Genomic DNA, 24,564 nt, shown 5'->3' on the forward strand with positions numbered 1-24,564 from the left:
TTACACACATGTGTCCGGGTGGGTCGGCCTTTAAATTTTTCTTATTCAAATCAATAGCTTGAGCTGCTAATCTTACATGGCATGCGATGTGCTTAGTGTGAAGGCGAAGGCAAGAAAAAGCGCCTTCTGATCAACACACTGAGGACAAACATGAACATGTTGAAAAGCACTCTCTTCGGCGCAGCACTTCTCGCAACGCTTGCGACTTCGCAGGCTGCGGTGGTCAGCGTGGGTGGCGTCACCTGGGACACCGCGGCCATTGGCCAGAACGGTTCCCCGATCGATTTCACGAGCAGATCGGACGACGTCTACCAGACGATCGGCAACAGCTCGCCCTATGCCGTCACGGGTTTCGGCCAGATCACCCGAATCAATTCCAGCACGGGCTTTTGCACCAATTGCACGCTGACGTATGAGTTCGGCGGTTTCAACCTGGCCAACTCGACGACCGATCCGGACGCCGACACGACCACGCGGACGTACACGGGTGGCTGGGTCAACGTGTATGTGAACTACCTGGACAACACCCGCGCCCTGTGGCTGGGCCTCCAGGGCCACGCAGGCACGTCGCTGACGGGCATCATCGTGGGTTCCGGCGTGGACGTGGTGGGCGTGAACGGCACCGGTTTGCTGGACGTCGTGAACGGCCTGGCAGCCAGCTACTTCGATACCAATGCGATGACCCGCGGCGCGGACTTCAGGTTCTCGACCACGGCGACCACCATCGACGCCTCCGATCCCGCGGCGATCAAGACCAGCGGCTCTGGCACGTTCACGAGCCAGACCCAAGTGACCGAGGTTCCCGAACCTGCTTCGGTCGCCCTGGTGGGCCTGGGCCTGCTCGGCCTGGCGGCTCGCCGCCGCAAGCTGGCGAAGTAATCCTTGTCGCGACCGGGCCGGCCACGCTGTTGGCTGGCCCCACCCGATGCCCGGCAGGCTCGCGCTTGCCGGGCATCGTTGTTTGTGCGGTGGCCGGGCAGCTGCAGGGCCGGAAGTGGCTCAGATAAACTCCGTCGCCACCGGCCGGCGTGGCGGCACAGGCGTTCTGCCGAAGCGGCACGGCGGGGGTGGCTGGCGGTTTTGCCGCCGTTCTCCTCATCAAAGAATCCCTTGCGCCTCAACTCCATCAAGCTGGCCGGCTTCAAGTCCTTCGTCGAGCCCACGAACTTCCTTCTGCCGGGGCAACTGGTGGGCGTCGTGGGGCCGAATGGCTGCGGCAAGTCCAACATCATGGACGCGGTGCGCTGGGTGCTGGGCGAGAGCAAGGCCAGCGAGCTGCGCGGCGAGTCCATGCAGGACGTGATCTTCAACGGCACGAACCTGCGCAAACCGGCCAGCCGCGCCAGCGTGGAGCTGGTGTTCGACAACGCCGACCACCGTGCCGGCGGCCAGTGGTCGCAGTTCGGCGAGATCGCCGTCAAGCGCGTGCTGACACGCGACGGCACCAGCAGCTACTACATCAACAACCAGCCGGTACGCCGGCGCGACGTGCAGGACGTGTTCCTGGGCACGGGGCTGGGACCGCGCGCCTACGCCATCATCGGGCAGGGCACGATCAGCCGCATCATCGAGTCCAAGCCCGAGGAGCTGCGGCTGTTCCTCGAGGAGGCGGCCGGTGTCTCCAAGTACAAGGAGCGCCGGCGCGAGACCGAGAACCGGCTGTCGGACACCCGCGAGAACCTGACCCGCGTCGAGGACATCCTGCGCGAGCTCAACGCCAACCTCGACAAGCTCGAGAAACAGGCCGAGGTGGCGCAGCGCTACCACGCGCTGCAGGCCAGCGCCACCCTCAAGCAGCACCAGCTGTGGTTCCTCAAGCGGGCCGACAGCGAGGTCGACCAGGCGCGCATCCTGGCCGAGGTGGCGAATGCACAGACTGCGCTGGAGGCGCGCGTGGCGGACCTGCGCCATGTCGAGGCGGAACTCGAGACCGTGCGCCAGGCCCACTACGCGGCGGGCGACCTGGTCAACCAGGCCCAGGGCAAGCTGTACGAGGCCAGTGCCGAGGTGGGCCGGCTGGAGAGCGAGATCCGCTTCGTGGTCGAAGGCCGCCAGCGCGTGGAACAACGCCTCGCCACGCTCAAGGAACAGATTGGCCAGTGGGCCACGCGCAAGGAAGACGCGCTGGAAGAGATCGAGACGCTGTCCGGCCAGGGCGAACAGGCCGAGGAGGCCGCCGAGCTGCTGGCCGCCCAGGTCGAGGAACAGGCCATGCGCCTGCCCGAGCTGGAGGACGCGCTGAACCAGGCGCAGTCTCGCGCCAACGAGCAGCGCACCAGCGTCGGCCAGGTGCAGCAGCAGATCCAGGTCCTGGCGGCCGAGCAGCGCAGCATCGAGGAGCAGTCGCGCCAGCTCAACCAGCGGCGTGAACGCCTGGTCACCGACCAGCGCGCGCTGGCGGTGCCTGACGAGGCGCGCCTGGCCCAGCTGCAGGAGCAGCTGGAACAGGCCCAGGAGGCGGCCGGCATCGCCGATGCGCGGCTGCAGGAACTGCAGGACAGCGTGCCGCAGCTGGACGAAGACCGTCGCACGCGCCAGCAGGCCGTCAACACCGAGTCCGCACGGGAAGCCGACCTGTCGGCACGCGCCGAGGCGCTCAAGGCGCTGCAGGAGAAGGTACGCACCGACGGCAAGCTCACGCCCTGGCTGGCCCGCCACGGGCTGGACGGCCTGCAGGGCATCTGGAGCCGCATCCACATCGAGCAGGGCTGGGAGAACGCGCTGGAGGCTGCGCTGCGCGAACGCCTCGGTGCGCTGGAGATCTCGCGGCTGGACAGCGTCAAGGGCTTCCTGGGCCAGCAGGGCGCCGACGGCCCGCCGGCCAAGCTGGCGTTCTACAGCCCGCCGGGCAACCCCGTGGCGCAGGACGCAGCCCGCCTGCCACGCCTGGCCGACCTGCTGCGCCTGGGCGATGCCGCGCAACGCGCGCTGTTCGCCGAATGGCTGCACGGCTGCTACACGGCGCAGAGCTTCGAGGAGGCCCTGGCCCAGCGCAGCCAGCTGCAGCCCGGCGAAACCATCTACGTGCGCGCCGGCCATGCGGTCGGTGCCCACAGCGTGAGCTTCTTCGCACAGGATTCCGAGCAGGCCGGCCTGCTGGCCCGCGCGCAGGAGATCGAAAACCTGGACAAGCAACTGCGCGCCCAGGCGCTGATCGGCGAGGAGTCGCGCAGCGCGCTGGTGCGCGCCGAAGCCGCCTACGCCGATGCCTCGCAGCGCCTGGTCGGCGCGCGCCGCGAGGCCGCCGAAACGCAGAGCAGTGCCCATGCCCTGCAGGTCGAGACGCTGCGGCTGCAGCAGTTGGCCGAGCAGACCCGCGCCCGCAACGAACAGCTCAGCGGTGACCTGGCTGAGGTCGATGCGCAGCTCGAAGACCTGCAGGAGCGCCGCATCACGGCAGAAGCCCGCTTCGAGGAACTGGACATGCAGCTGGCCGACAGCCAGGAACGCCATGCCCAGCTCGACGAGCGCGTGATCGAGTCGCAGCGCCGGCTGGCCGAATCGCGCGAGCAGCAGCGCGGGCTGGAGCGGCAGGCGCAGGAGGCGCAGTTCGCGCACCGCAGCCTGGGCGCGCGCCGTGACGAGTTGTCGCGCGCCATTGCGATGGCCGAGCAGCAGGCCGGCTCGCTCGTGGGCGAGGAAGAGCGCGCACGCGAGGAACTGGCGCGGCTGTCGGATGCCGCCGCCCAGGCCGGGCTGCAGAACGCGCTCGGCCTCAAGCTCGAACGCGAAGCCGCGCTCGGCGCACAGCGCAGCGAATACGACGACCTCACGCAGCGCCTGCGCGCCAGCGACGAACGCCGTCTCAAGCTCGAACGCGAACTCGACCCGCTGCGCCAGCGCATCATGGAATTCCAGCTCAAGGAGCAGGCCGCGCGCCTGGGCCTGGAGCAGTACAGCCAGCACTTGGCCGACGCGGGCGTCGACATGGCCCAACTGGCCCAGTCCATCACCGAAGGAAACGTGCGCCTGTCGGGCCTGCAGACCGAGATCGACCGGCTGCACCGCGAGATCGTCGCGCTGGGCGCCGTCAACCTCGCGGCGCTGGACGAACTCACCGCGGCGCGCGAGCGCAAGCAGTTCCTGGACGCGCAGACTGCCGACTTGACCGAAGCCATGACCACGCTCGAAGACGCGATCCGCAAGATCGACAACGAGACGCGCGAGCTGCTGTCGGGCACCTTCGACACCGTCAACGGCCACTTCGGCCGCATGTTCCCCGAGCTGTTCGGCGGCGGCAATGCGCGCCTGGTCATCACGGGCGACGAGATCCTGGATTCGGGCGTGCAGGTGATCGCCCAGCCGCCCGGCAAGAAGAACCAGACCATCCACCTGCTGTCCGGCGGCGAGAAGGCGCTGACAGCCATCGCGCTCGTGTTTGCGATCTTCCAGCTCAACCCCGCGCCGTTCTGCCTGCTCGACGAGGTGGACGCGCCGCTGGACGACGCCAACACCGAGCGCTATGCCAAACTCGTGAGCGCCATGAGCCGCGAGACCCAGTTCCTGTTCATCAGCCACAACAAGATCGCCATGGAGATGGCGCAGCAGTTGATCGGCGTGACCATGCAGGAGCAGGGCGTCTCGCGGATCGTGGCGGTCGACATGGAATCGGCCCTGTCCATGGCCGAGTCCTGAACAACATCCAACCCAGAACAAGAGGAATCCGATGAGCAGCACGCTGCAGATCGGCCTGGCCGTGGCGGGCGGCATCGTGCTGGCCGGCGTCGTGGCGCACAGCGCCTGGTCGTCGCGCCGCAATGCGCCGCGCCGCCCCGATCCCATCGTCGCCGCGCCGGCGGCCACCGAGGACCCAGCCGACGGCGAACGCCGCGAGCCCGGGTTCGACGACACCAGCCTGCCGCTGCCGGCCGCACCCGAACGCCGCGCCACGCTGGACCCGTTGATCGACGTGATCGCGCCCGTGGCGTTGGAAGGCCCCGTGTCGGGCGATGCCGTGTTGGCCGCGCTGCCGGCCACGCGCCGCGTGGGCAGCAAGCCCTTTGCCGTGGAAGGCCGCAACGCGGCGGGCGGCCAGTGGGAGGCGCCCCTGGCCGGCCAGCGCTACGACGCCTTGCAGGCCGGCGTGCAGCTGGCCAACCGCACGGGCGCGCTCAACGAGATCGAGTTCTCCGAATTCGTCATGAAGGCCCAGGCCTTTGCCGACGCCATGAACGGCGCGCCCGAGTTCCCGGAGATGCGCGAAGAGGTGGCGCGGGCGCGCGAACTGGACCAGTTCGCCAGCAGCCACGATGCGCAGCTCAGCTTCACGCTGCGCGCACTGCACGCGGCCTGGAGCCCGGGCTACCTGCACCAGAACGCCGCGCGCCTGGGCTTCGTGGCCGGCATGATCCCCGGGCGCATGGTGCTGCCCTCGGAGACGCCAGGCCTGCCGCCGTTGCTGGGCCTGGCCTTCGACTCCCAGGCCGCGCTGGCCGAAGACCCCGACCAGGCCGCCATCCGCAGCGTGACGCTGACGCTGGACGTGCCCCAGGTCGAACGCGCCGAGCAGCCCTTCGTGCGCCTGCGCGAAGCCGCCATGGCGCTGGCCCAGGCCATGGACGGCGTGGTCACCGACGACGCGGCGCGCCCGCTCACGCGCGAGGCCATGGACGTGATCGGCTCCGAGCTCGAACAGCTCTACGACACGCTGGACACGCGCGAACTGTCGGCGGGCTCGGCGCTGGCGCGCCGCCTATTCAGCTGATGGCCCCGGCCGAACAACGGGCACAGGCACAGCAGCTCAAGACGCTGCTGCGCCGCTATGCGCACCGCTACTACGTGCAGGACGATCCGGAGGTACCCGACGCCGAGTACGACCGGCTCTACCAGCAGCTCGAAGCACTGGAAGCGGCCTGGCCCGAACTCGTCACGCCCGATTCGCCGACGCAGCGCGTGATCGGCGCGGTGCTGGAGGGCTTGAACCCTGTCAGGCACGCCGTGCCCATGCTGTCGATCAAGACCGAGACCGACACCACGCCGGCCGGCGCGCTCAAGTTCGACACCAGCGTGCGCAACGCATTGAAGCTGGCCGACGACGCGCTGGCGCTGGCCTACGCCGCCGAGCTCAAGTTCGACGGCCTGGCCATCAACCTGCGCTACGAGCAGGGCGAGCTCGTGCAGGCCGCCACGCGTGGCGACGGCGAGACCGGCGAGGATGTGACGCACACCATCCGCACGATCAAGTCCATCCCCAACTACCTCAAGCACGGCAACGTGCCGGTGCTGGAGGTGCGCGGCGAGGTCTTCATGCGGCGCGACGACTTCGAGGCCTTGAACGAACGCCAGCGCGAGAGCGGCGGCAAGACCTTCGTGAACCCGCGCAACGCGGCCGCGGGCGTGGTGCGCCAGCTCGACGCAGGCATCGCGCAACAAAGGCCGCTGAGCTTCTTCGCCTATGGCCTGGGCGAGGTGCAGGGCTGGGATGCCCCGGCCACGCATTCGGCCACGCTCGACGCGCTGGGTGCCATGGGCGTGCCCGTCAACAACGACCGCCAGGTGGTGCAGGGCGCCCAGGGACTGGCCGATTTCCACGCGCTGATCGCGGCCGCGCGCGACAGCCTGCCGTTCGACATCGATGGCGTGGTCTACAAGGTCGACGACCGGGGCCTGCAGCAGCAACTGGGCTTCAAGTCGCGCGAGCCGCGCTGGGCCGTGGCCCACAAGTACCCGGCGCAGGAGCAGATCACACGGCTCAACGGCATCGAGATCCAGGTCGGCCGCACCGGCAAGCTCACACCGGTGGCCAAGCTCGAGCCCGTGTTCGTGGGCGGCACCACCGTCAGCAACGCCACGCTGCACAACCTGTTCGAGATCCGGCGCAAGCGCGTGCGCGTGGGCGACCGCGTGGTCGTGCGGCGGGCTGGCGACGTGATCCCCGAGGTGGTGGGCGTGGTGCCGGGCCCGCGCGAGGGCTACGTGCCCAACTTCCGCATGCCACGCCGGTGCCCGGTCTGCGGCAGCGCCGTGGTGCGCGAGCCCGACGGCGTGAACCACCGCTGCTCGGGCGGCCTGTTCTGCCCTGCCCAGCGCAAGCAGGCGCTTTTGCACTTCGCGGGCCGGCGCGCCATGGACATCGAGGGCCTGGGCGACAAGCTCGTGGACCAGCTCGTCGACGGCGGCCTGATCCGCACGCTGCCCGAGCTCTACAAGCTGGGCGTGGGCAAGCTTTCGATGCTCGAACGCATGGCCGACAAGAGCGCCATGAACCTGGTGCAGGCGCTCGAAGACAGCAAGAACACCACGCTGGGCCGTTTCCTCTACGCACTGGGCATCCGCCACATCGGCGAGTCCACAGCCAAGGACCTGGCCAAGCACTTCGGCCGGCTCGACCCCATCATGGACGCGACGCTGGAGCAACTGCTCGAGGTCAACGACGTCGGCCCCATCGTCGCCCAGAGCCTGCGCACCTTCTTCGAGCAGCCGCACAACCGCGAGGTGGTCGAGCAACTGCGCGCGGCCGGCGTGCACTGGCCCGAATCCGAAGGCCTGGCCGCGCAGCGCGTGCCGCTGCCCCTGGCCGGCAAGACCTTTGTGCTGACCGGCACGCTGCCCACGCTGTCGCGCGACGCGGCAAAGGAGATGCTGGAAGCAGCCGGCGCCAAGGTGGCAGGCTCGGTGTCCAAGAAGACCGACTACGTGGTGGCGGGCGAGGAAGCCGGCAGCAAGCTGGAGAAGGCCCAGGCGCTGGGCATCGCGGTGCTGGACGAGGCCGGCATGCTGGAACTGCTGCCGCAGGAGAAGCCATGACCGTCCGCGACATCCTCAAGATGGGCGATCCGCGCCTGCTGCGCATCGCCCAGCCCGTGCCCGCCGAATCCTTCGACTCCGACGCGCTGCACCTGCTCGTGTCCGACCTGTTCGACACCATGCACGCCGTCAACGGCGCGGGCCTGGCGGCGCCGCAGATCGGTGTGGACATGCAACTCGTGATCTTCGGCAGCAACGACCGCAACCCGCGCTACCCGGACCGGCCGCTGGTGCCCATCACGGTGCTGTGCAACCCCGTCATCACGCCCTTGTCGGCCGACGAGGAAGAGGACTGGGAGGGCTGCCTGTCCGTGCCCGGCCTGCGCGGCGTGGTGCCGCGCTGGTCGAAGATCCGCTACACCGGCTTCGACCAGTATGGCGACGCCATCGACCGCACGGTCGATGGCTTCCACGCCCGCGTGGTGCAGCACGAGTGCGACCACCTGATCGGCAAGCTCTACCCGATGCGCGTGCGCGACTTCACGCGTTTCGGTTTCACCGAGGTGCTGTTCCCTGGCATCGCCGCCAGCGAGGACGACTGAACATCAGGCGCCTTGAGGCAGGCGGCGCAATGCCGCTTCGCTGTGGGAGGTCATGGCCGCGTCACGCACGCGGCCTACGCTGGCACGGTGCGCACCAGCGGCAGGCAGCCGCGCACGCGCGCGCCGTCCCCACCTCACACGACAGCCATGACCTCACGACGCAGCTTCCTGCGCGGCAGTGCCCATGCGGGCATCGCCGCCGCGACCTATGCAGCCTTCCCACCGGCGATCCAGCGCGCGCTGGCCATCCCGGCCCACAACGCCACCGGCACCATCCGCGACGTCGAGCACGTGGTGATCCTGATGCAGGAGAACCGCGCCTTCGACCACTACTTCGGCACGCTGGCCGGCGTGCGCGGCTTCGGCGACCGCTTCCCGATCCCGCTGCCCGAGGGCCGCAACGTCTGGCAGCAGCGCCTGGCCAACGGCAACGTGGTCATGCCGTTCCACCTGGACGGCAACGCCGGCAACGCCCAGCGCGTGAGCGGCACGCCGCACGACTGGAACGACAGCCAGCAGGCCTGGGACAACGGCCGCATGGACCAATGGCCGCGCTACAAGAACACCATCTCGATGGGCTACTTCAAGGAGAACGAGATCCCGTTCCCCTTCGCGCTGGCCAACGCCTTCACGCTGTGCGACGCCTACCACTGCGCCATGCACACCGGCACCGACGCCAACCGTTCCTTCTTCCTGACCGGCACCAACGGCGCGGTGCCCACCGGCACGGCCTTCGTCACCAACGAGTGGGACGCCATCGACGGCCTGGCCAGCGGCGTGAACACCGGCTACACCTGGACCACGTACGCCGAACGCCTGGAGGCCGCCGGCGTGCGCTGGATCAGCTACCAGAACATGCCCGACGAGTGGGGCGACAACATGCTGGGCGCGTTCCGCCAGTTCAAGCGTGCCAACATCGCCTCGGGCTACCCCGTGTCCAGCGGCGGCTCGCCGGGCCGGCCCTACACCAACACCGGCCAGGCCGTGCCCTACCACGCCTACGACGCGGCCACCGACAACGCCAACAACCCGCTGTACAAGGGCATCGCCAACACGCTGCCGGGCACGCAGCCCGAGCAGTACCTGGACGCCTTCAAGCGCGACATCCGCGAGGGCCGGCTGCCCCAGGTGTCGTGGATGAACGCGCCGTCGATCTACTGCGAGCACCCCGGCCCGTCGAGCCCCGTGCAGGGTGCCTGGTTCCTGCAAGAGGTGCTGGACGCGCTGACCGCCAACCCCGAGGTCTGGAGCAAGACCGTGCTGATCGTCAACTTCGACGAGAACGACGGTTACTTCGACCACGTGCCCTCGCCCTCGGCCCCGTCGCCGGACGGCAAGGGCGGCTACGCGGGCAAGACCACGCTGCCCCCAAGCGACCTGGCGCCCGAGTACTACACGCACCCGCGCCCGGCCGGCAGCACCCGGCAGCCCGCGCCGGACGGCCGCGTCTATGGCCCCGGACCGCGCGTGCCGATGTACGTGATCTCGCCCTGGAGCCGCGGCGGCTGGGTCAACTCGCAGGTGTTCGACCACACCTCGGTGATCCGCTTCCTGGAGGCGCGCTTCGGTGTGGCCGAGCCCAACATCAGCCCCTTCCGCCGCGCCGTCTGCGGCGACCTGACCAGCGCCTTCAACTTCGCCACGCCCAACAGCGAGGCGCTGCCGGTGCTGCAGGGCCGCAAGGACAAAGGCCAGGCCGATGCGCTGCGCGCGGCCCAGCAGCGGCTCGCGCAAATCGCGCCGCCGGCGTCGCAGCAGTTCCCGGTGCAGGCGAGCGGTACGCGCCCCTCGCGCGCGCTGCCCTATGAGCTGGCGACGACCTGCACGGTGCAGCCCGGCGCCACCATGGCGGCCGTGCGCGTGGCGCTGGACTTCGCCAACACGGGCCGCCAGGCCGCGGTGTTCCATGTCTACGACCGCAAGGACCTCGCTGCCGTGCCGCGCCGCTACATGGTGGAGCCGGGCAAGTCGCTGTCGGACCTCTGGACGCCCGCCGTGGGGGGCGCCTACGACCTGTGGGTGCTGGGCCCCAACGGCTACCACCGCCACTTCACCGGCAGCGCACTGCGCGCGATCGCGGCCGGCCAGCCGCGGCCCGACGTGCACGTGCGCTGCGACGCGGCCACGGGCGAGCTCGTGCTGCGCCTCGTCAACACCGGCACGGCGCCGTGCACGTTCCTGCTGGCTGCGAACGCCTACGCGGCGCTGGGCCAGAGCCACACGCTGGCGCCGCGCAGCGAACTCGCCGTGCGGCTGCCGGTGGCAGGCAACGACCACTGGTACGACTTCAGCGCCACGGTCTCGGGCCAGCCCGACTACCTGCGGCGCTTCGCCGGCCGTGTCGAGACCGGCCGGCACACCGTCAGCGATCCCGCGCTGGGCCAAGGCCTGCGCTGAACCACCTTCGGAGCAACGACATGCATTCCTTCCTTCGCGGCGTGATCGCCGGCACGGCCCTGGCGCTGTGCACATCTTTCGCCTCGGCCGCCGTGCTGAGCTTCGACGACATCGTGGGCCCCGACGGCTATGCGGCCGTGCCGACGAACTACGGCGGCCTGGACTGGTCGGGCAGCAGCTGGTCGGTCTTCACGGCGCCGGAGTCGCCGTTCACGGCGCATTCGGGCGACGGCCGCATCGTCATGGGCTGGGACGGCACGGACGCCACGAGCACCATCCGCTTCCTGGCGCCGACCGTGTTCGACGGCGCCTGGTTCGCCGGCTACGGCGAGGCCCAGGTGCGTTTCGACCTGTACCTGGCCGGCGCGCTGGTCGGCAGTTCCGGCACGCTGGGCATGTCCGACACGCCGGCCTTCCTGGCCAGCGGCTGGACCGGCGCCATCGATGCCGTGGTGGTGTCCAGCAACCTGCACGCGTTCTACGTGATGGACGACTTCAGCTTCCAGGCCGCGGGCGAAGTGCCCGAGCCCGCCACGCTGGCCCTGGTTCTGGCCGGCCTGGGCCTGGCCGGCGCAGCACGCCGCCGGAGCCGCTGACCGGGGCAGGGAACGCGGGGGCTCAACCCCTGGCGATCCCCACGTCCGGCAGCGCCGGCCGGTTGTCCAGGGCCTTCTTCATGATGGTCTCCACGTGCAGCTTGTCCGCCGCCGGCAGCTCCAGCCGCGGCGGGCGGGTGCGGAAGGTGCCGCGGCCCATGATGTGCTCGCACAGCTTGATGCACTGCACCAGGTCGGGCCGCGCGTCCAGGTGCAGCAGCGGCATGAACCACTCGTACAGCGGCATCAGCTCGTCGAAGCGCCGGGCCTTGGCCAGGCGGAACAGGGTCTCGCCCTCCTTGGGAAAGGCGTTGGACATGCCCGAGACCCAGCCGACGGCGCCCATGGCCACGCTCTCGACCACCACGTCGTCCAGGCCCGCGAACAGCACGAAGCGGTCGCCGACCATGTTGCGCGTGTCGATGAAGCGGCGCGTGTCGCCCGAGCTGTCCTTGAAGCAGACGATGGTCTCGCAATCGGCCAGCGTGGCCAGGATGTCCGGCGTCACGTCGTTCTTGTAGATCGGCGGGTTGTTGTAGACCATCACCGGCAGGTCGGTGGCCTTGGACACGGTGCGAAAGTGCGCCGCGGTCTCGTGCGGCTTGGACGAGTAGAGCAGCGCGGGCATGACCATGATGCCGTCCACGCCGATGCGCGCGGCCTCCTTGGCGGTCTCCACGGCGAAGGCCGTCGTGAACTCGGCGATGCCGCAGATCACGGGCACGCGGCCCTTGGCCACGGCGCGGCCGGCTTCCATGATGGCGATCTTCTCCTGGGTCGAGAGCGAGCAGTTCTCGCCCACGGTGCCGCAGACGATCAGGCCCGACACACCGTCGGCGATCAAGGCGTCCATCACCTTGGCGGTGGCGTCCACGTCGACCGACATGTCTTCGCGGAACTGGGTGGTGACGGCGGGGAACACGCCCTGCCAGCTGACTTTGGGGCTCATGGTTTGCCTCCTGGTGGTTGAGATGGGGTGGTGGAATTCAGAGCTTGGCGCCGGTGGCGCGCAGCTCGGCGATCGCGGGGGCCTTGGGCAGCCAGATGGCGTCGAAGGCCTTGATGCTGGCCTCCACGTTCGCGGCGGGCTCGGTCTTCATGGCGATGCCGCTGGCCTTGAATTTCTCCAGCAGGCCGGGCTCGGTGCCGGCGATCTCGGCGATCTGCGCGTCGAGCGACCTGGCAACCTGCTCGCGGATGAGTTCCTTGTCCTTGTCCGGCAGCGAGGCCCAGACGCGGCCCGAGACCAGCGGCGCGAACGGCATGAACAGCGCGTTCATCTGCAGCATCACCTTGGACACCTTGTCGAAGCGCGCATTCCACGAGAACTCGATGTCGGCCTCCAAGGCATCGACCTGGCCGTTGGCCATCGCGTCGAACACCTGGGGCGTGGGGATCGGCGTGGGCGCGGCGCCCATCGACTGGTAGAAGTCGCGGTAGACCGGCGTGGGGTTGATGCGCAGCTTCAGGCCCTTGAGGTCGGCCGAGCTGTTCAGGTCCTTGGTGGAGAACACCGAGCGCATGCCGGTGATGCCCCAGCCCAGGCCGATGCAGCCCGTCTCGCGCGGCAGCACGTCGAGCAGCTTGAGGGCGGCAGGCGTCTTGACCAGCCTGGACACGCCCGCGGTGGAGCGCACCAGGTAGGGCGCGTTGATCGCGGCCACGGTGGCCACGCGCGAGCCGAGTTCGGCCGCTTGGATCCAGCCCATGTCCAGCGCGCCGGACTGCAGCTGCTGCATCATGGCCGACTCGTTGCCCAGCTGGCCCGAGTGGAACACCGTGGCCGACAGGCGGCCGCCGGTTTCCTTCTTGAGCGTCTCGCCGAAGGCCACGGCGGCGCGGTTCCACGAGTGGCCGGCCGGTGTGATGAGGCCGATGCGGAATTCCTTGGCCTGTGCGCGCAGCACGGGGCTGAAGGCAAGCGAGGCGGCAGCGGCGCTGCCGGCGACGAAGGAGCGGCGGGAGATCTGACGAAAGGTCATGGCAAGGACTCCAGGTTGGAAAAACTACTTGAGCAGGCCCAGCGATAGCCAGGGGTAGATCGACAACAGCACCAGCGCCACGCAGCAGATCAGGAAGAACGGCAGCGTCACGATGAACATCTTTCCTGGCTTGGCGCCGGTCACGGCGGCGGCGACGAAGAAGCTCAGCCCCACGGGCGGCGACATCAGGCCCAGCACCAGATTGACGACCACCACCACGCCGAAGTGGCGCGGGTCGATGCCGTAGACCTCGGTGGCGATCGGCAGCAGGATGGGCACGGTCATGATCAGCCCCGGGATGCCGTCGATCACGGTGCCGATGACCAAGAGGATCACGTTGGTCAGCAGCATGAAGGTGACGGGGTCCTTGGCCACGGTCTGCACCCACGCGGCCGTGGCCTGCGGCACCTTGCCGAAGATCAGGATCCACGAGAACACCGCGGCCGCCGCCACCAGGAACAGCACGATGGCCGAGTAGATGCCCGAGCGCACCAGCATCTCCGGGATCTGGCTGAAGCGGAATTCCTTGGTGATGTAGCGGCCGACCAGAGCGGACGCCACCGCACCCACGGCGGCGGCCTCGGTCGGGTTGGCCAGGCCGGAGAGGATGGAGCCCACGATCACGATGGGGATCAGCAGCGTGGGGCTGCACACCAGCACCGATCTCGCGCGTTGGCGCAGCGTCTGGCGCTCGCTGCGCGGGTACTCGTAGACCAGGCCCATGAGCGCGATCACCACGAAGAACAGCACCGTGAGCAGGATGCCCGGCAGGATGCCGGCGATCAGCATGTCGCCCACGGCCACCTGGGCCAGCACGCTGTAGACCACGAACATCACCGAGGGCGGAATGATGGGCCCCAGCATGCCGCCGTAGACCGTGAGGCCGGCCGCGAAGGTCTTGTCGTAGCCCTTCTTCTCCATCTCCGGCACCATGATCTGCGACATGATGGCCACCTGCGCCGTGGCCGAGCCGATGATGGAGGAGACCAGCGCATTGGCCAGGATGTTCACGTAGGCCAGGCCGCCCTTGACCGCGCCGATGAAGGCCATCGAGAGCTCGACCAGCCGGCGCGTGATGCCGCCGCCGTTCATGATCTCGCCGATCAGGATGAACAGCGGGATGGCAATGAGGCCGTAGCTGTCGACCCCGCCGAACATCTGCATCGGGAACGACTGGAACAAGAGCGGGTTGTTGCTGTCCCAGATGTAGAACATGCCGGCCAGGCACAGGCAGATGCCGATGGGCACGCCGATGAACATGATGGCCAGGAAGAAGAGGCTGGTCAGCATGGTCAGTTCACCACGGCTTCGGCATCGGACACGGGAAAGCCCGTGTGGCGGCGCCTGGGCTGCCAGCCCAGGTCCTCGACGAGGTTGGCCGCCGCGTGCAGGCTGAGCGTGCAGGCAAACAGCGGCAGGATGGTCTGCAGCAGCCAGGTCGGCCAGCTCAAGGTCTGCGTGCGCTCGGTGTAGAGGAAGTTGAACGATGTGGCGGCGTAGTCCTTGGCATCGAAGCCTGCACGCGCGATGCCCACCGGGTCCATCCAGATCCAGCACATCCACAGCATGGCCAGGCCGAACACCAGCACGCCGCCGCCGGCCGCAAGCTTGAAGAGGCGCGCCGCGCCGGCGCCGAGCTTGTCGGTCAGCAGCGTGACGGCGAAGTCCATGCGCAGCCGCGTCATGGCCGAGCCGCCCACGAAGGTCAGCCAGACCACGGAGTAGACCGCCGCCTCGTCGATCCAGTAGATCGGCATGCCCGTGTAGCGCGTGGCCACGTTGACAAGGATGAGCACCATGAGCAGCGCCATCAGCGCGAGGATCAGCCAGCGCTCCAGGCGCAGCACCGCGCCGGAGGCGTCGAGCACCAGACTGGACCAACCATGGCGCCGGGGTGGGGCATGCTGCTGCATCTTGGGTATTCCTTTGAAATATTTCAAATATATTAGGCGTATGCTAGAGTCGATAGCAAGCTTGATGCCACGGGAATTCATCCGTGCTTACCCTGGGAACCGGACGTGATCGTGAAGAAGGCTGCCGCGCCCAAGCGGCGCGATGCCGACCTGGCCTTTGAGGCCATCGAGGCCATGATCTCCACCATGGGCCTGCCGCCCGGCAGCCCCATCGTGGAGGCCGAGATCTCCGAACGCATCGCCATCGGCCGCACGCCGGTGCGCGAGGCGCTGATGCGGCTGATGTCGATCGGCCTCATCGTGCAGCAGCCCCGGCGCGGGCTGCTGGTCTCGCCGATCGACCTGGCCAACCACCTGGACGTCATCCTCACGCGGCGCGTGCTCGAGCGCGTGATCGCCTCGTGTTCGGCGCGCCGTGCCAACGCGGCCGAGCGCCAGCAGATCGCCGATGGCGCCGAACGCATGGTGGCCGCTGCCGCACGCGACGACCTCAAGGCCTACATGCGCGCCGACCACGACCTGGACGCCGCCAGCCACGCCGCCAGCCGCAACGCCTCGGCCGTCACGGCCGTCGTGCCGCTGGTCACGCAATGCCGGCGCTTCTGGTACGCGTACCAGCATGCTGGCGAGATCGCCGAAGGCGCGCGCTGCCACGCGCTGCTGGCCCAGGGCATCGCCAACGGCAGCGAGGCCGAGGCGGTGCAGGGCGCCGATGCGCTGATGGACTACCTGGAAGCCTTCACGCGCCGCGTGATCGACAACTGAGGCGAGCCGGGGATCAGGGCGCTTCGAGCACCAGCCGGATGCCGACCAGCGTGTAGCGCGTCTCGGGCGTGTTCCAGTTGCGAAAGCCGCAGCGCGCGTACAGCGGCCAGGTGTGCCAGGAGCCGCCGCGCCGGACCTTGACCTCACCGTCAGCCGGGCCCTGCGTGTCGTCCAGCGGCGCGTGCGCGTAGTAGTCGTCGGCGTGCCAGTCGGCCGTCCACTCCCAGACATTGCCGACCATGTCGTACACGCCGAAGGCATTGGGGGCGAAAGAGCCCACGGGGGCCGTGAAGGCAAAGCCGTCGCTGAACGCGAAGGCCTGGCCGGCCCACTTCGGCCAGTGCACCGCGGCGTCGCGGTCGAACACGTTCGCGGCGCCCTGCAGCGATGCTGGCGTGGGCTCCGCGCCGCTCTGGCCGGCGCGGCAGGCGTACTCCCACTCGGCCTCGGTCGGCAGGCGGTAGCGTCGGCCCTCCGTGCGCGAGAGCCACTGCGCCAGCGCCTGGGCGTCGTTCCAGGTCACGTTGACGACCGGGTGTTCGTCGCCCTGCGCGAAGCCCGGGTTGCGCCAGGAGTAGCGCGGATCGCGGCCTTCGAAGGCGTCGCCGCGGGCCGTGGTGGCGGGGTCGTAGGCCGGATTCCAACCGTAGCCGCCCGTGCCGTCGGCGATGGATTCGGGCACATGGCCGGAACGTTCGAGAAAGGCGCGGAACTGGCCGACCGTGACCTCGTGGCGGCCAAGATAGAAGTGGCGCGTGATGCGGACCGCGTGGGCTGGCCTTTCGTCGTCCAGCCCGCGCAGGCGTTGCCCGTCCACGCCAGGGTAGAGCGCCCGCAGCGCCTCGGTGCTGGCCGATGTGCCCATGGTGAACTGGCCGGCCGGGATGCGCACGAAGGCCATGCCCAGGCTGTTGGAGAACCCGGTTGCGGGCGCTGGGCCCGGCTGCGCGCAGGCGCACAGCAGCAGGATGGACGATGCGCCGAGGGACCAGGAAGCGGTGGACGGCATCCTGGCTGCGGCCCGTTCAGGCCAGGGCTTCGAGCAGTTCGGTTTCCACGGCGATCTGCAGGCGGTTCTGCTGCAGCGCCGGGCCCTGGACCAGGAAGGTGTCTTCCACGCGCTCGCCCAGCGTGCTGACCTTGGCCAGCTGCACGCTGATGTCGTTGCGCGCCAGCACGCGGGCCACCAGGTACAGCAGGCCGGGCCGGTCGCTGGCCGAGATCGACAGCAGCCAGCGCTGGGCCTTCTCGTCGGGCTGCAGGTCCACGCGCGGCGCGATCGGGAAGCTCTTGACGCGGCGCGACACGCGGCCGCGGCCCGGCGTGGGCAGCGGGCCCGCGCCGGCCAGGGCCTGCGCCAGGTCGGCCTCCACCATGTGCATGAGCTCCTGGTAGTGCTCGGGCAGCATGGAGGTCACGACCTGGAAGGTGTCCAGCGCATAGCCGTTCTTGGCCGTGTGCACCTTGGCGTCGACGATGGAAAAGCCGGCGTGGTCGAAGTAGCCGCAGATGCGCGCGAACAGGTCGTTGCGGTCGGCCGTGTAGACCATCACCTGCAGGCCTTCGCCCACGGGCGAGCGGCGTGCGCGGACCAGGGCCGGCATCTGGGGGTCCAGGCCTTCGGGGCCCAGGTGGCGCGCGATCTGGCGCGCGTGCCAGGCGATGTCGCCGGCCTCGTGGCGCATGAAATAGCTCACGTCCAGCGTGGCCCAGAGCTGCTTGTGCGATTCGAAGGGCTCGGCGTGCAGCGCCAGCTGTGTCAGCGCATCGCGCTTGCGGGCCTCGATGTCGGCGTCCGGATCGGGCGCGCGGCCGCCCAGCACGCGCAGCGTGTAGCGGTACAGGTCTTCCAGCAGCTTGCCCTTCCAGGCGTTCCAGACCTTGGGCGATGTGCCGCGGATGTCGGCCACGGTCAGCAGGTACAGCGCCGTGAGGTAGCGCTCGTTGCCCACGCGCTTGGCGAAGGCGGCGATCACGTCCGGGTCGGACAGGTCGGCCTTCTGTGCCACGCGCGACAGCGTCAGGTGTTCCTCGACCAGGAACTCGATGAGCTTGCTGTCCTGCCGGCCGATGCCGTGCTGCAGGCAGAAGCGGCGCACATCGCGCGCGCCCAGTTCGGAGTGGTCGCCGCCGCGGCCCTTGGCGATGTCGTGGAACAGCGCGGCGATGTACAGGATCCAGGGCTTGTCCCAGCCGGCGGCCAGCTGCGAGCAGAACGGGTACTCGTGCGCGTGCTCGGCCATGAAGAAGCGGCGCATGTTGCGCAGCACCATCAGGATGTGCTGGTCCACGGTGTAGACGTGGAACAGGTCGTGCTGCATCTGCCCGACGATCTTGCGGAACACCCACAGGTAGCGGCCCAGCACCGAGGTCTGGTTCATGAGCCGGATGGCGTGCGTGATGCCGGCCGGCTGCATCAGGATGCGGCGGAAGGTCTCGCGGTTGACCGGGTCGTTGCGAAAGCGCGCCGTCATCAGCGAGCGCGCGTTGTACAGCGCGCGCAGCGTGCGCGCCGACAGGCCGCGGATGCCGACCGTGCTCTCGTAGAGCAGGAAGGTCTCCAGGATGGCGTGCGGGTTGCGGTGGTACAGGTCGTCGCTGGCCACCTCGATCATGCCGGCCTTCTCAAAGAAGCGCTCGTTGATCGGCCGCAGCGCGTGCGTGGTCGGGTTCAGCCGCTCCTCGATGTTGAGCAGCAGGATCTGGTTGAGCTGCGTGACCGCCTTGGCCGCCCAGTAGTACTGGCGCATCAGCTGCTCGCTGGCACGCACCGGCATGTCCTGCGCGGTGTCGTTGCGCCAGCCGAAGGACTCGGCCACGGCCGTCTGCAGGTCGAACACCAGGCGGTCCTCGCGCCGGCCGGCGATCAGGTGCAGGCGTGCGCGGATCAGGCCGAGCAGCGCCTCGTTGCGCTTGATCTGGCGGGCCTCGTGCGGCGTGGCCAGGCCGGTGCGGGCCAGTTCGTCCCAGCTGCTGCCCAGGCCCGCGGCCTTGGTGATCCACAGGATCAGCTGCAGGTCGCGCAGGCCGCCCGGCGATTCCTTGCAGTTGGGCTCCAGCGCGTAGGGGGTGTTGTCGAACTTGTTGTGGCGCTGGCGCATCTCCAGCGTCTTGGCGACCAGGAAGGCCTGCGGATCGACGGCCTTGCGGAACTGGTTGCTGAACAGCGTGAACAGGCCGCCGTGGCCGGCGATCAACCGCGCCTCCAGCAGCGAGGTCTGCACCGTCACGTCCTTCTCGGCCTCGGCCAGGCATTCGCGGATGTTGCGCACCGACGAGCCGATCTCCAGGCCCGCATCCCAGCAGCTGCCGATGAAGCCCTCGATGCGGGCCTTGAGGCCGGCGTCCTGCTCGGGCGATTCGGCATCGGGCAGCATCAGCAGCACATCCACGTCGGAATGCGGGAACAGCTCGCCGCGGCCGAAGCCGCCCACCGCCAGCAAGGCGCACGAGGCGGGCATGCCGGCGCGCTGCCAGAGCTGGCACAGCGTCTCGTCGGCCAGCCGCCCCAACTGCTGCAGCACGCCATGCAGGTCGCGCGTGCTGGCGCCGCAGTCGCGCAGCGTCTGCAGCAGCGTGTTCTTGCGCTGCTGGTAGTGCGCGCGCAGGGCCGGCAGGTCGGCCGCCGGCGTCACGCTGCAAGGGGCGGGCAGGCTGCTCAAGCGCTGGCCGTGCTGGTGGTGGGTTGGGCAGGCTGCACGAAGGCCGGCGGCGCCAGGCTGCCGGCCGACAGGGTCAGCACCTCGTAGCCGGTCTCGGTCACGAGCACGGTGTGCTCCCACTGGGCCGACAGCGAGTGGTCCTTGGTGACGATGGTCCAGCCGTCCTTCTCGGGGCCGTCCTTGATCTCGCGGCGGCCGGCATTGATCATGGGCTCGATGGTGAAGGTCATGCCCGGTTCCAGCACCTCCATGGTGCCGGGGCGGCCGTAGTGCAGCACCTGCGGCTCCTCGTGGAAGCGCTGGCCGATGCCGTGGCCGCAGAACTCGCGCACCACCGAGTAGCCCTGGCCTTCGGCGAACTTCTGGATGGCGTGGCCGATGTCGCCCAGGCGGGCGCCGGGTTTGACCTTGACGATGCCATGCCACATGGCCTCGTAGGTCACCTGCACCAGGCGGCGCGCGGCGATGGAGCCTTCGCCGATGACGTACATGCGGCTGTTGTCGCCGTACCAGCCGTCCTTGGTGATCACGGTGACATCGATGTTCATGATGTCGCCCTTCTTGAGCGGCTTCTCGTTCGGGATGCCGTGGCAGACCACGTGGTTCAGCGAGGTGCACAGCGCCGCCGGATAGGGCGGGTAGCCGGGTGGCTGGTAGCCGACCGTGGCCGAACGCGTGCCCTGCACGTTGACCATGTATTCGTGGGCGAGTCGGTCGATTTCCTTGGTCGTGACGCCGGCCGCGACATGCGGCGTCAGGTAGTCCAGGACTTCGGACGCCAACCGGCAGGCTTCGCGCATGCCTGCGATCCCGGCGGCGTCTTTGATGGTGATGCTCATGGTGCCGAATTATCCCACTCGGGTTTTCCATTGTCCGGCGCCGCTAAAATTGCCGGCTTTCCTGCCAGAGGCGGACCGCCAAGCCCAGTCAGCGCTTGCCCGGCCGCCGCCCGCCCACCACCCACAGGCCGCCACAACGTGACCTCGCACCCGATCCAGCTCGAAGGCGGCAACGCCCTGAGCGACTTCCGCGTCCAGCAACTGCTTCCCCGCCTGCATGCGGTCCACGACAAGATCGCGGGGCTGGCGGCGCGCCATGTGCACCTGGTGCTGGCCGACACTGCACTGGCGCCGGCCGCCGCCGAGCGCCTGGCCGCGCTGCTGGACTATGGCGACCCGTACACGGGCCCCGCCGACGGGCCGGTGCTGGTGGTCACGCCGCGCCTGGGCACGGTCTCGCCCTGGGCGTCCAAGGCCACCGACATCGCCCACAACTGCGGCCTGCCCGTGCGCCGCGTGGAGCGCATCACCGAGTACCGGCTGGTGCTCAAGAGCGGCCTGCTGGGTGGCAAGCCCCAGCTGAGTGCCGAGCAGCTGCTGGCCATCGGCGACCTGCTGCACGACCGCATGACCGAGAGCCTGCTGGCCGACCGCCAGCAGGCCCAGGGCCTGTTCGCCACGCTGGAAGCGGCGCCCATGGCCCGCGTGGACGTGCTGGGCGGTGGCCGCGGCGCGCTGGAGGAGGCCAACCGCACGTTCGGCCTGGCCCTGGCCGTGGACGAGATCGATTACCTGCTGGACGCCTTCACCAAGCTCGGCCGCAACCCGACCGACGTCGAACTGATGATGTTCGCCCAGGCCAACAGCGAACACTGCCGCCACAAGATCTTCAACGCCAAGTTCACGGTGGACGGCCAGGACCAGGCGCTGAGCCTGTTCGGCATGATCCGCAACACGCACCAGCTGGCGCCCCAGCACACGGTGATCGCGTATGCCGACAACGCCTCGGTCATGGAAGGCGGCACGGTGCAGCGCTTCGTGGCGGGCGAGGGTGGGGCTTACGCAGGCCAGAGCGCGCTGCACCACGTGCTCATGAAGGTGGAGACGCACAACCACCCGACGGCGATCTCGCCGTTTCCGGGTGCGTCCACGGGTGCGGGCGGCGAGATCCGCGACGAGGGCGCCACCGGCCGCGGCTCCAAGCCCAAGGCCGGCCTGACCGGCTTCACGGTGTCCAAGCTCTGGCCCGATGCGGCCGACGTGGCCTATGGCAAGCCGGCCCACATCGCGAGCGCCCTGCAGATCATGACTGAGGGCCCGCTGGGCGGCGCGGCCTTCAACAACGAGTTCGGCCGGCCCAACCTGCTGGGCTATTTCCGCGAGTACGAGCAGACCGCGGCTTCCGACGTGGACAACCAGCGCCGCGGCTACCACAAGCCCATCATGATCGCGGGCGGCCTGGGCACCATCGCGGCCGACCAGACCAGCAAGATTGCCTTCCCGGCCGGCGCGCTGCTGATCCAGCTGGGCGGCCCGGGCATGCGCATCGGCATGGGCGGCAGCGCGGCGAGCTCCATGGCCACGGGCGCCAACGCGGCCGAGCTGGACTTCGACTCGGTGCAGCGCGGCAACCCCGAGATCGAGCGCCGTGCGCAGGAAGTCATCAACCGCTGCTGGCAGCAGGGCGCGGAGAACCCGATCCTGGCGATCCACGACGTGGGTGCTGGCGGCCTGTCCAACGCCTTCCCCGAGCTGACCAACGACGCGGGCCGCGGCGCGCGCTTCGAGCTGTCGGCGGTGCCGCTCGAAGAGTCCGGCATGGCGCCCAAGGAGATCTGGTGCAACGAGAGCCAGGAGCGCTATGTGCTGGCCATCGCGCCGGAATCGCTGGACCGCTTCGCGGCCTTCTGCGCGCGCGAACGCTGCCCGTTCGCCGTGGTCGGCCGCGCCACCGAGGAGCGCCAGCTGGTGCTGGCGGCCGACGACGCGCCCGTCGACATGCCCATGGAAGTGCTGCTCGGCAAGCCGCCCAAGATGCACCGCGAGGTGCAGACCGTGGCCCGCAAGTTCGCTCCGCTGGATCTGAACGGCGTGGATCTGCAGAAGGCCGTCATCGACGTGCTGGCGCACCCGACCGTGGCGTCCAAGCGCTTCCTGATCACCATCGGCGACCGCACCGTGGGCGGCCTGTCGCACCGCGACCAGATGGTCGGCCCCTGGCAGGTGCCCGTGGCCGACTGCGCCGTGACGCTGGCCGACTACGCCGGTTTCGCGGGCGAGGCCATGTCCATGGGCGAGCGCACGCCGCTGGCGGTGATCGACGCACCGGCTTCGGGCCGCATGGCGGTGGCAGAAGCCATCACCAACCTGCTGGCCGCCCCCATCGCGCTGCCGCGCGTGAAACTCTCGGCCAACTGGATGGCCGCCTGCGGCCAGCCCGGCGAAGACGCCGCCCTGTACGCCACCGTCAAGGCCGTGGGCATGGAGCTGTGCCCGGCGCTGGGCATCTCGATCCCGGTCGGCAAGGATTCGCTGTCCATGCGCACGCAGTGGCAGGACGGCGCCGAGAAGAAGCAGGTCAGCGCGCCCGTGAGCCTGATCGTCTCGGCCTTCGCCACGCTGGCCGACGTGCGCGGCACGCTGACGCCGCAGCTGGATGCGACCGAGGCCGACAGCACGCTGGTGCTGGTGGACCTGGGGAGAGGCCAGCACCGCATGGGCGGCAGCATCCTGGCGCAGACGCTGGGCCAGGTAGGTGATGCCGCACCGGACCTGGACGTGCCGCAGGACCTCGTGAACCTGGTCAACGCCGTCAACGAACTCCGCGGCCAGGGCCGCATCCTGGCCTACCACGACCGCAGCGACGGCGGCCTGCTGGCCTCCGTCTGCGAAATGGCCTTTGCCGGCCATGTGGGCGTGGCGCTCAACGTGGACCTCCTGGTCACCGAAGGCGACGGCATCAGCGACAGCCGGGCCGAATACGGCGACGCCAAGAACTGGGCCAGCCAGGTCTCGGCGCGCCGCGAGGAGCTCACGCTCAAGGCCTTGTTCAGCGAAGAGCTGGGTGTGGTGCTGCAGGTGCGCACGGCCGAGCGCAACGAGGTCATGCAGGTGCTGCGCGCGCATGGCCTGTCCAAGTGGAGCCACTTCATCGGCAAGACGCGGCCCGCGGGCGGCGCCATCGAGGTCGGCGTGGGCGAGGTGCAGGTCTGGCGCGACACCAAGGCGGTCTTCTCGGCCAAGCTGGCCGACCTGCACCAGGTCTGGGACAGCGTCAGCTGGAAGATCTGCCAGCAGCGCGACAACCCGGCCGGCGCCGATGCCGAGCATGCGGCCGCCGGTGCGGCCGGCGATCCGGGCCTGCAGGTGGCCTTGAACTTCATGCCGACCACGGCCGTGGCACCGGCGCTGCTGCAGCGCCGGCCCAAGGTGGCCGTGCTGCGCGAGCAGGGCGTCAACTCGCATGTGGAGATGGCCTGGGCCTTCACCCAGGCCGGCTTCGAAGCCTTCGACGTGCACATGACCGACCTGCAGGCCGGCCGCTTCGACCTGGCCGACTTCCAGGGCGTGGTGGCCTGCGGTGGCTTCAGCTACGGCGACACGCTGGGCGCGGGCATCGGCTGGGCACGCTCCATCACCTTCCACGAGCGCCTGTCGGCGCAGTTCCAGGCCTTCTTCGGCCGCGGCGACACCTTCGGCCTGGGCGTGTGCAACGGCTGCCAGATGTTCGCCGAGCTGGCCGACATCATCCCGGGCGCGCAGGACTGGCCGCGCTTCACGACCAACCGCAGCGAGCGCTTCGAGGCGCGGCTGTCGCAGGTGGAAGTGCTGGAATCGCCCAGCCTGTTCTTCAAGGGCATGGCCGGCAGCCGGCTGCCGATCGCGGTGGCGCACGGCGAAGGCTTTGCCAACTTCGCGCGGCGCGGCAACGCGGCCAAGGCCATCGCGGCCATGCGCTTCACCGACCACCACGGCCAGCCGACCGAGGCCTACCCGTTCAACCCGAACGGCAGCCCGCAAGGCCTGACCGCCGTGACCACGGCCGACGGCCGCTTCACGGCCATGATGCCGCACCCCGAGCGCGTGTTCCGCAACATCCAAATGAGCTGGACCTCTGGCGACCAGAGCGCCACCAGCCCCTGGATGGAGCTGTGGCACAACGCGCGGCGCTGGGTGGGTTGA

General features: G+C 69.2%; 16 protein-coding genes. 9 read left to right on the forward strand and 7 right to left on the reverse strand.

The features are described from left to right. The first annotated feature begins 150 nt into the window (after positions 1-150). The 7 genes from ASF44_RS32950 to ASF44_RS19500 all read left to right on the forward strand — a co-directional run bounded on the left by ASF44_RS32950 (position 151) and on the right by ASF44_RS19500 (position 11,281). Positions 151-879: a PEP-CTERM sorting domain-containing protein gene (locus ASF44_RS32950; RefSeq protein WP_082524903.1), complete on the forward strand. Its 729-nt coding sequence runs from the start codon at positions 151-153 to the stop codon at positions 877-879. A 231-nt stretch (positions 880-1,110) separates the two neighbouring features. Continuing rightward, positions 1,111-4,635, forward strand: coding sequence for a chromosome segregation protein SMC (gene smc / locus ASF44_RS19475; protein WP_056900906.1), 3,525 nt, complete (start codon positions 1,111-1,113; stop codon positions 4,633-4,635). Between the two features lie 31 nt (positions 4,636-4,666). Then, entirely contained in the window at positions 4,667-5,704 is a 1,038-nt protein-coding gene (locus tag ASF44_RS19480) for a cell division protein ZipA C-terminal FtsZ-binding domain-containing protein (protein WP_056900907.1), read from the forward strand. Beyond that, positions 5,704-7,746 carry an NAD-dependent DNA ligase LigA gene (gene ligA / locus ASF44_RS19485; RefSeq protein WP_056900908.1) on the forward strand — a complete coding sequence of 681 codons (2,043 nt, stop codon included), beginning with the start codon at positions 5,704-5,706 and terminating at the stop codon, positions 7,744-7,746. The genes ASF44_RS19480 and ligA overlap by 1 nt, the downstream gene beginning before the upstream one ends. Further along, a complete protein-coding gene (gene def / locus ASF44_RS19490) occupies positions 7,743-8,288 on the forward strand; it encodes a peptide deformylase (protein ID WP_056900909.1) in 546 nt (181 codons plus the stop codon). The genes ligA and def overlap by 4 nt, the downstream gene beginning before the upstream one ends. A 147-nt stretch (positions 8,289-8,435) precedes the next feature. Continuing rightward, positions 8,436-10,685, forward strand: coding sequence for a phosphocholine-specific phospholipase C (locus ASF44_RS19495; protein WP_056900910.1), 2,250 nt, complete (start codon positions 8,436-8,438; stop codon positions 10,683-10,685). Positions 10,686-10,705: 20 nt separating this feature from the next. Further along, on the forward strand, positions 10,706-11,281 hold the full coding sequence (locus tag ASF44_RS19500; protein ID WP_056900911.1) for a PEP-CTERM sorting domain-containing protein: 576 nt from the start codon (positions 10,706-10,708) through the stop codon (positions 11,279-11,281). A 22-nt stretch (positions 11,282-11,303) separates the two neighbouring features. On the opposite strand, the gene ASF44_RS19505 is transcribed toward ASF44_RS19500, so the two are convergent. Genes ASF44_RS19505 through ASF44_RS19520 form a run of 4 tightly spaced genes read right to left on the reverse strand, consistent with a single transcriptional unit; the run spans position 11,304 to position 15,176 of the window. Beyond that, positions 11,304-12,230, reverse strand: coding sequence for a dihydrodipicolinate synthase family protein (locus ASF44_RS19505; protein WP_056900912.1), 927 nt, complete (start codon positions 12,228-12,230; stop codon positions 11,304-11,306). 37 nt (positions 12,231-12,267) lie between these two features. Next, positions 12,268-13,263, reverse strand: a complete 996-nt coding sequence (locus tag ASF44_RS19510) for a TRAP transporter substrate-binding protein (protein WP_056900913.1) — start codon at positions 13,261-13,263, stop codon at positions 12,268-12,270. A 24-nt stretch (positions 13,264-13,287) separates the two neighbouring features. Then, positions 13,288-14,553, reverse strand: coding sequence for a TRAP transporter large permease (locus ASF44_RS19515; protein WP_056900914.1), 1,266 nt, complete (start codon positions 14,551-14,553; stop codon positions 13,288-13,290). A gap of 2 nt (positions 14,554-14,555) precedes the next feature. Then, positions 14,556-15,176, reverse strand: a complete 621-nt coding sequence (locus ASF44_RS19520; RefSeq protein WP_056900915.1) for a TRAP transporter small permease — start codon at positions 15,174-15,176, stop codon at positions 14,556-14,558. A 108-nt stretch (positions 15,177-15,284) separates the two neighbouring features. Here ASF44_RS19520 and ASF44_RS19525 point away from each other — a divergent pair, with 108 nt between their 5' ends. After that, positions 15,285-15,941, forward strand: a complete 657-nt coding sequence (locus ASF44_RS19525) for a GntR family transcriptional regulator (protein ID WP_082524936.1) — start codon at positions 15,285-15,287, stop codon at positions 15,939-15,941. 13 nt (positions 15,942-15,954) lie between these two features. Here ASF44_RS19525 and ASF44_RS19530 read toward each other — a convergent pair whose 3' ends face one another. From ASF44_RS19530 to map, 3 genes are read right to left on the reverse strand one after another with little or no spacing between them, the layout of a single operon-like run. Next, positions 15,955-16,950 (reverse strand): formylglycine-generating enzyme family protein, encoded by a 996-nt coding sequence (locus ASF44_RS19530; RefSeq protein WP_056900917.1) that lies wholly within the window; start codon positions 16,948-16,950, stop codon positions 15,955-15,957. 16 nt (positions 16,951-16,966) lie between these two features. Continuing rightward, positions 16,967-19,603 (reverse strand): [protein-PII] uridylyltransferase, encoded by a 2,637-nt coding sequence (locus tag ASF44_RS19535; protein ID WP_369820943.1) that lies wholly within the window; start codon positions 19,601-19,603, stop codon positions 16,967-16,969. Beyond that, positions 19,600-20,442, reverse strand: coding sequence for a type I methionyl aminopeptidase (gene map, locus ASF44_RS19540; protein ID WP_056900919.1), 843 nt, complete (start codon positions 20,440-20,442; stop codon positions 19,600-19,602). The genes ASF44_RS19535 and map overlap by 4 nt, the downstream gene beginning before the upstream one ends. A gap of 138 nt (positions 20,443-20,580) precedes the next feature. Here map and purL point away from each other — a divergent pair, with 138 nt between their 5' ends. After that, complete coding sequence (gene purL / locus ASF44_RS19545; RefSeq protein ID WP_056900920.1) at positions 20,581-24,564, forward strand: phosphoribosylformylglycinamidine synthase; 3,984 nt, start codon at positions 20,581-20,583, stop codon at positions 24,562-24,564.

This window comes from Pseudorhodoferax sp. Leaf274, from assembly GCF_001422445.1.
Lineage (GTDB): Bacteria > Pseudomonadota > Gammaproteobacteria > Burkholderiales > Burkholderiaceae_C > Pseudorhodoferax.

Bases quoted from the DNA above. Each gene is read 5' to 3' on its own strand.
- ASF44_RS19505 (WP_056900912.1), bottom strand. From the start codon at position 12,230: ATGAGCCCCAAAGTCAGCTGGCAGGGCGTGTTCCCCGCCGTCACCACC.
- ASF44_RS19495 (WP_056900910.1), top strand. From the start codon at position 8,436: ATGACCTCACGACGCAGCTTCCTGCGCGGCAGTGCCCATGCGGGCATC.
- def (WP_056900909.1), top strand. From the start codon at position 7,743: ATGACCGTCCGCGACATCCTCAAGATGGGCGATCCGCGCCTGCTGCGC.
- ligA (WP_056900908.1), top strand. From the start codon at position 5,704: ATGGCCCCGGCCGAACAACGGGCACAGGCACAGCAGCTCAAGACGCTG.
- ASF44_RS19500 (WP_056900911.1), top strand. From the start codon at position 10,706: ATGCATTCCTTCCTTCGCGGCGTGATCGCCGGCACGGCCCTGGCGCTG.
- ASF44_RS19510 (WP_056900913.1), bottom strand. From the start codon at position 13,263: ATGACCTTTCGTCAGATCTCCCGCCGCTCCTTCGTCGCCGGCAGCGCC.
- ASF44_RS19520 (WP_056900915.1), bottom strand. From the start codon at position 15,176: ATGCAGCAGCATGCCCCACCCCGGCGCCATGGTTGGTCCAGTCTGGTG.
- ASF44_RS19515 (WP_056900914.1), bottom strand. From the start codon at position 14,553: ATGCTGACCAGCCTCTTCTTCCTGGCCATCATGTTCATCGGCGTGCCC.
- ASF44_RS19530 (WP_056900917.1), bottom strand. From the start codon at position 16,950: ATGCCGTCCACCGCTTCCTGGTCCCTCGGCGCATCGTCCATCCTGCTG.
- ASF44_RS19480 (WP_056900907.1), top strand. From the start codon at position 4,667: ATGAGCAGCACGCTGCAGATCGGCCTGGCCGTGGCGGGCGGCATCGTG.
- map (WP_056900919.1), bottom strand. From the start codon at position 20,442: ATGAGCATCACCATCAAAGACGCCGCCGGGATCGCAGGCATGCGCGAA.
- ASF44_RS32950 (WP_082524903.1), top strand. From the start codon at position 151: ATGAACATGTTGAAAAGCACTCTCTTCGGCGCAGCACTTCTCGCAACG.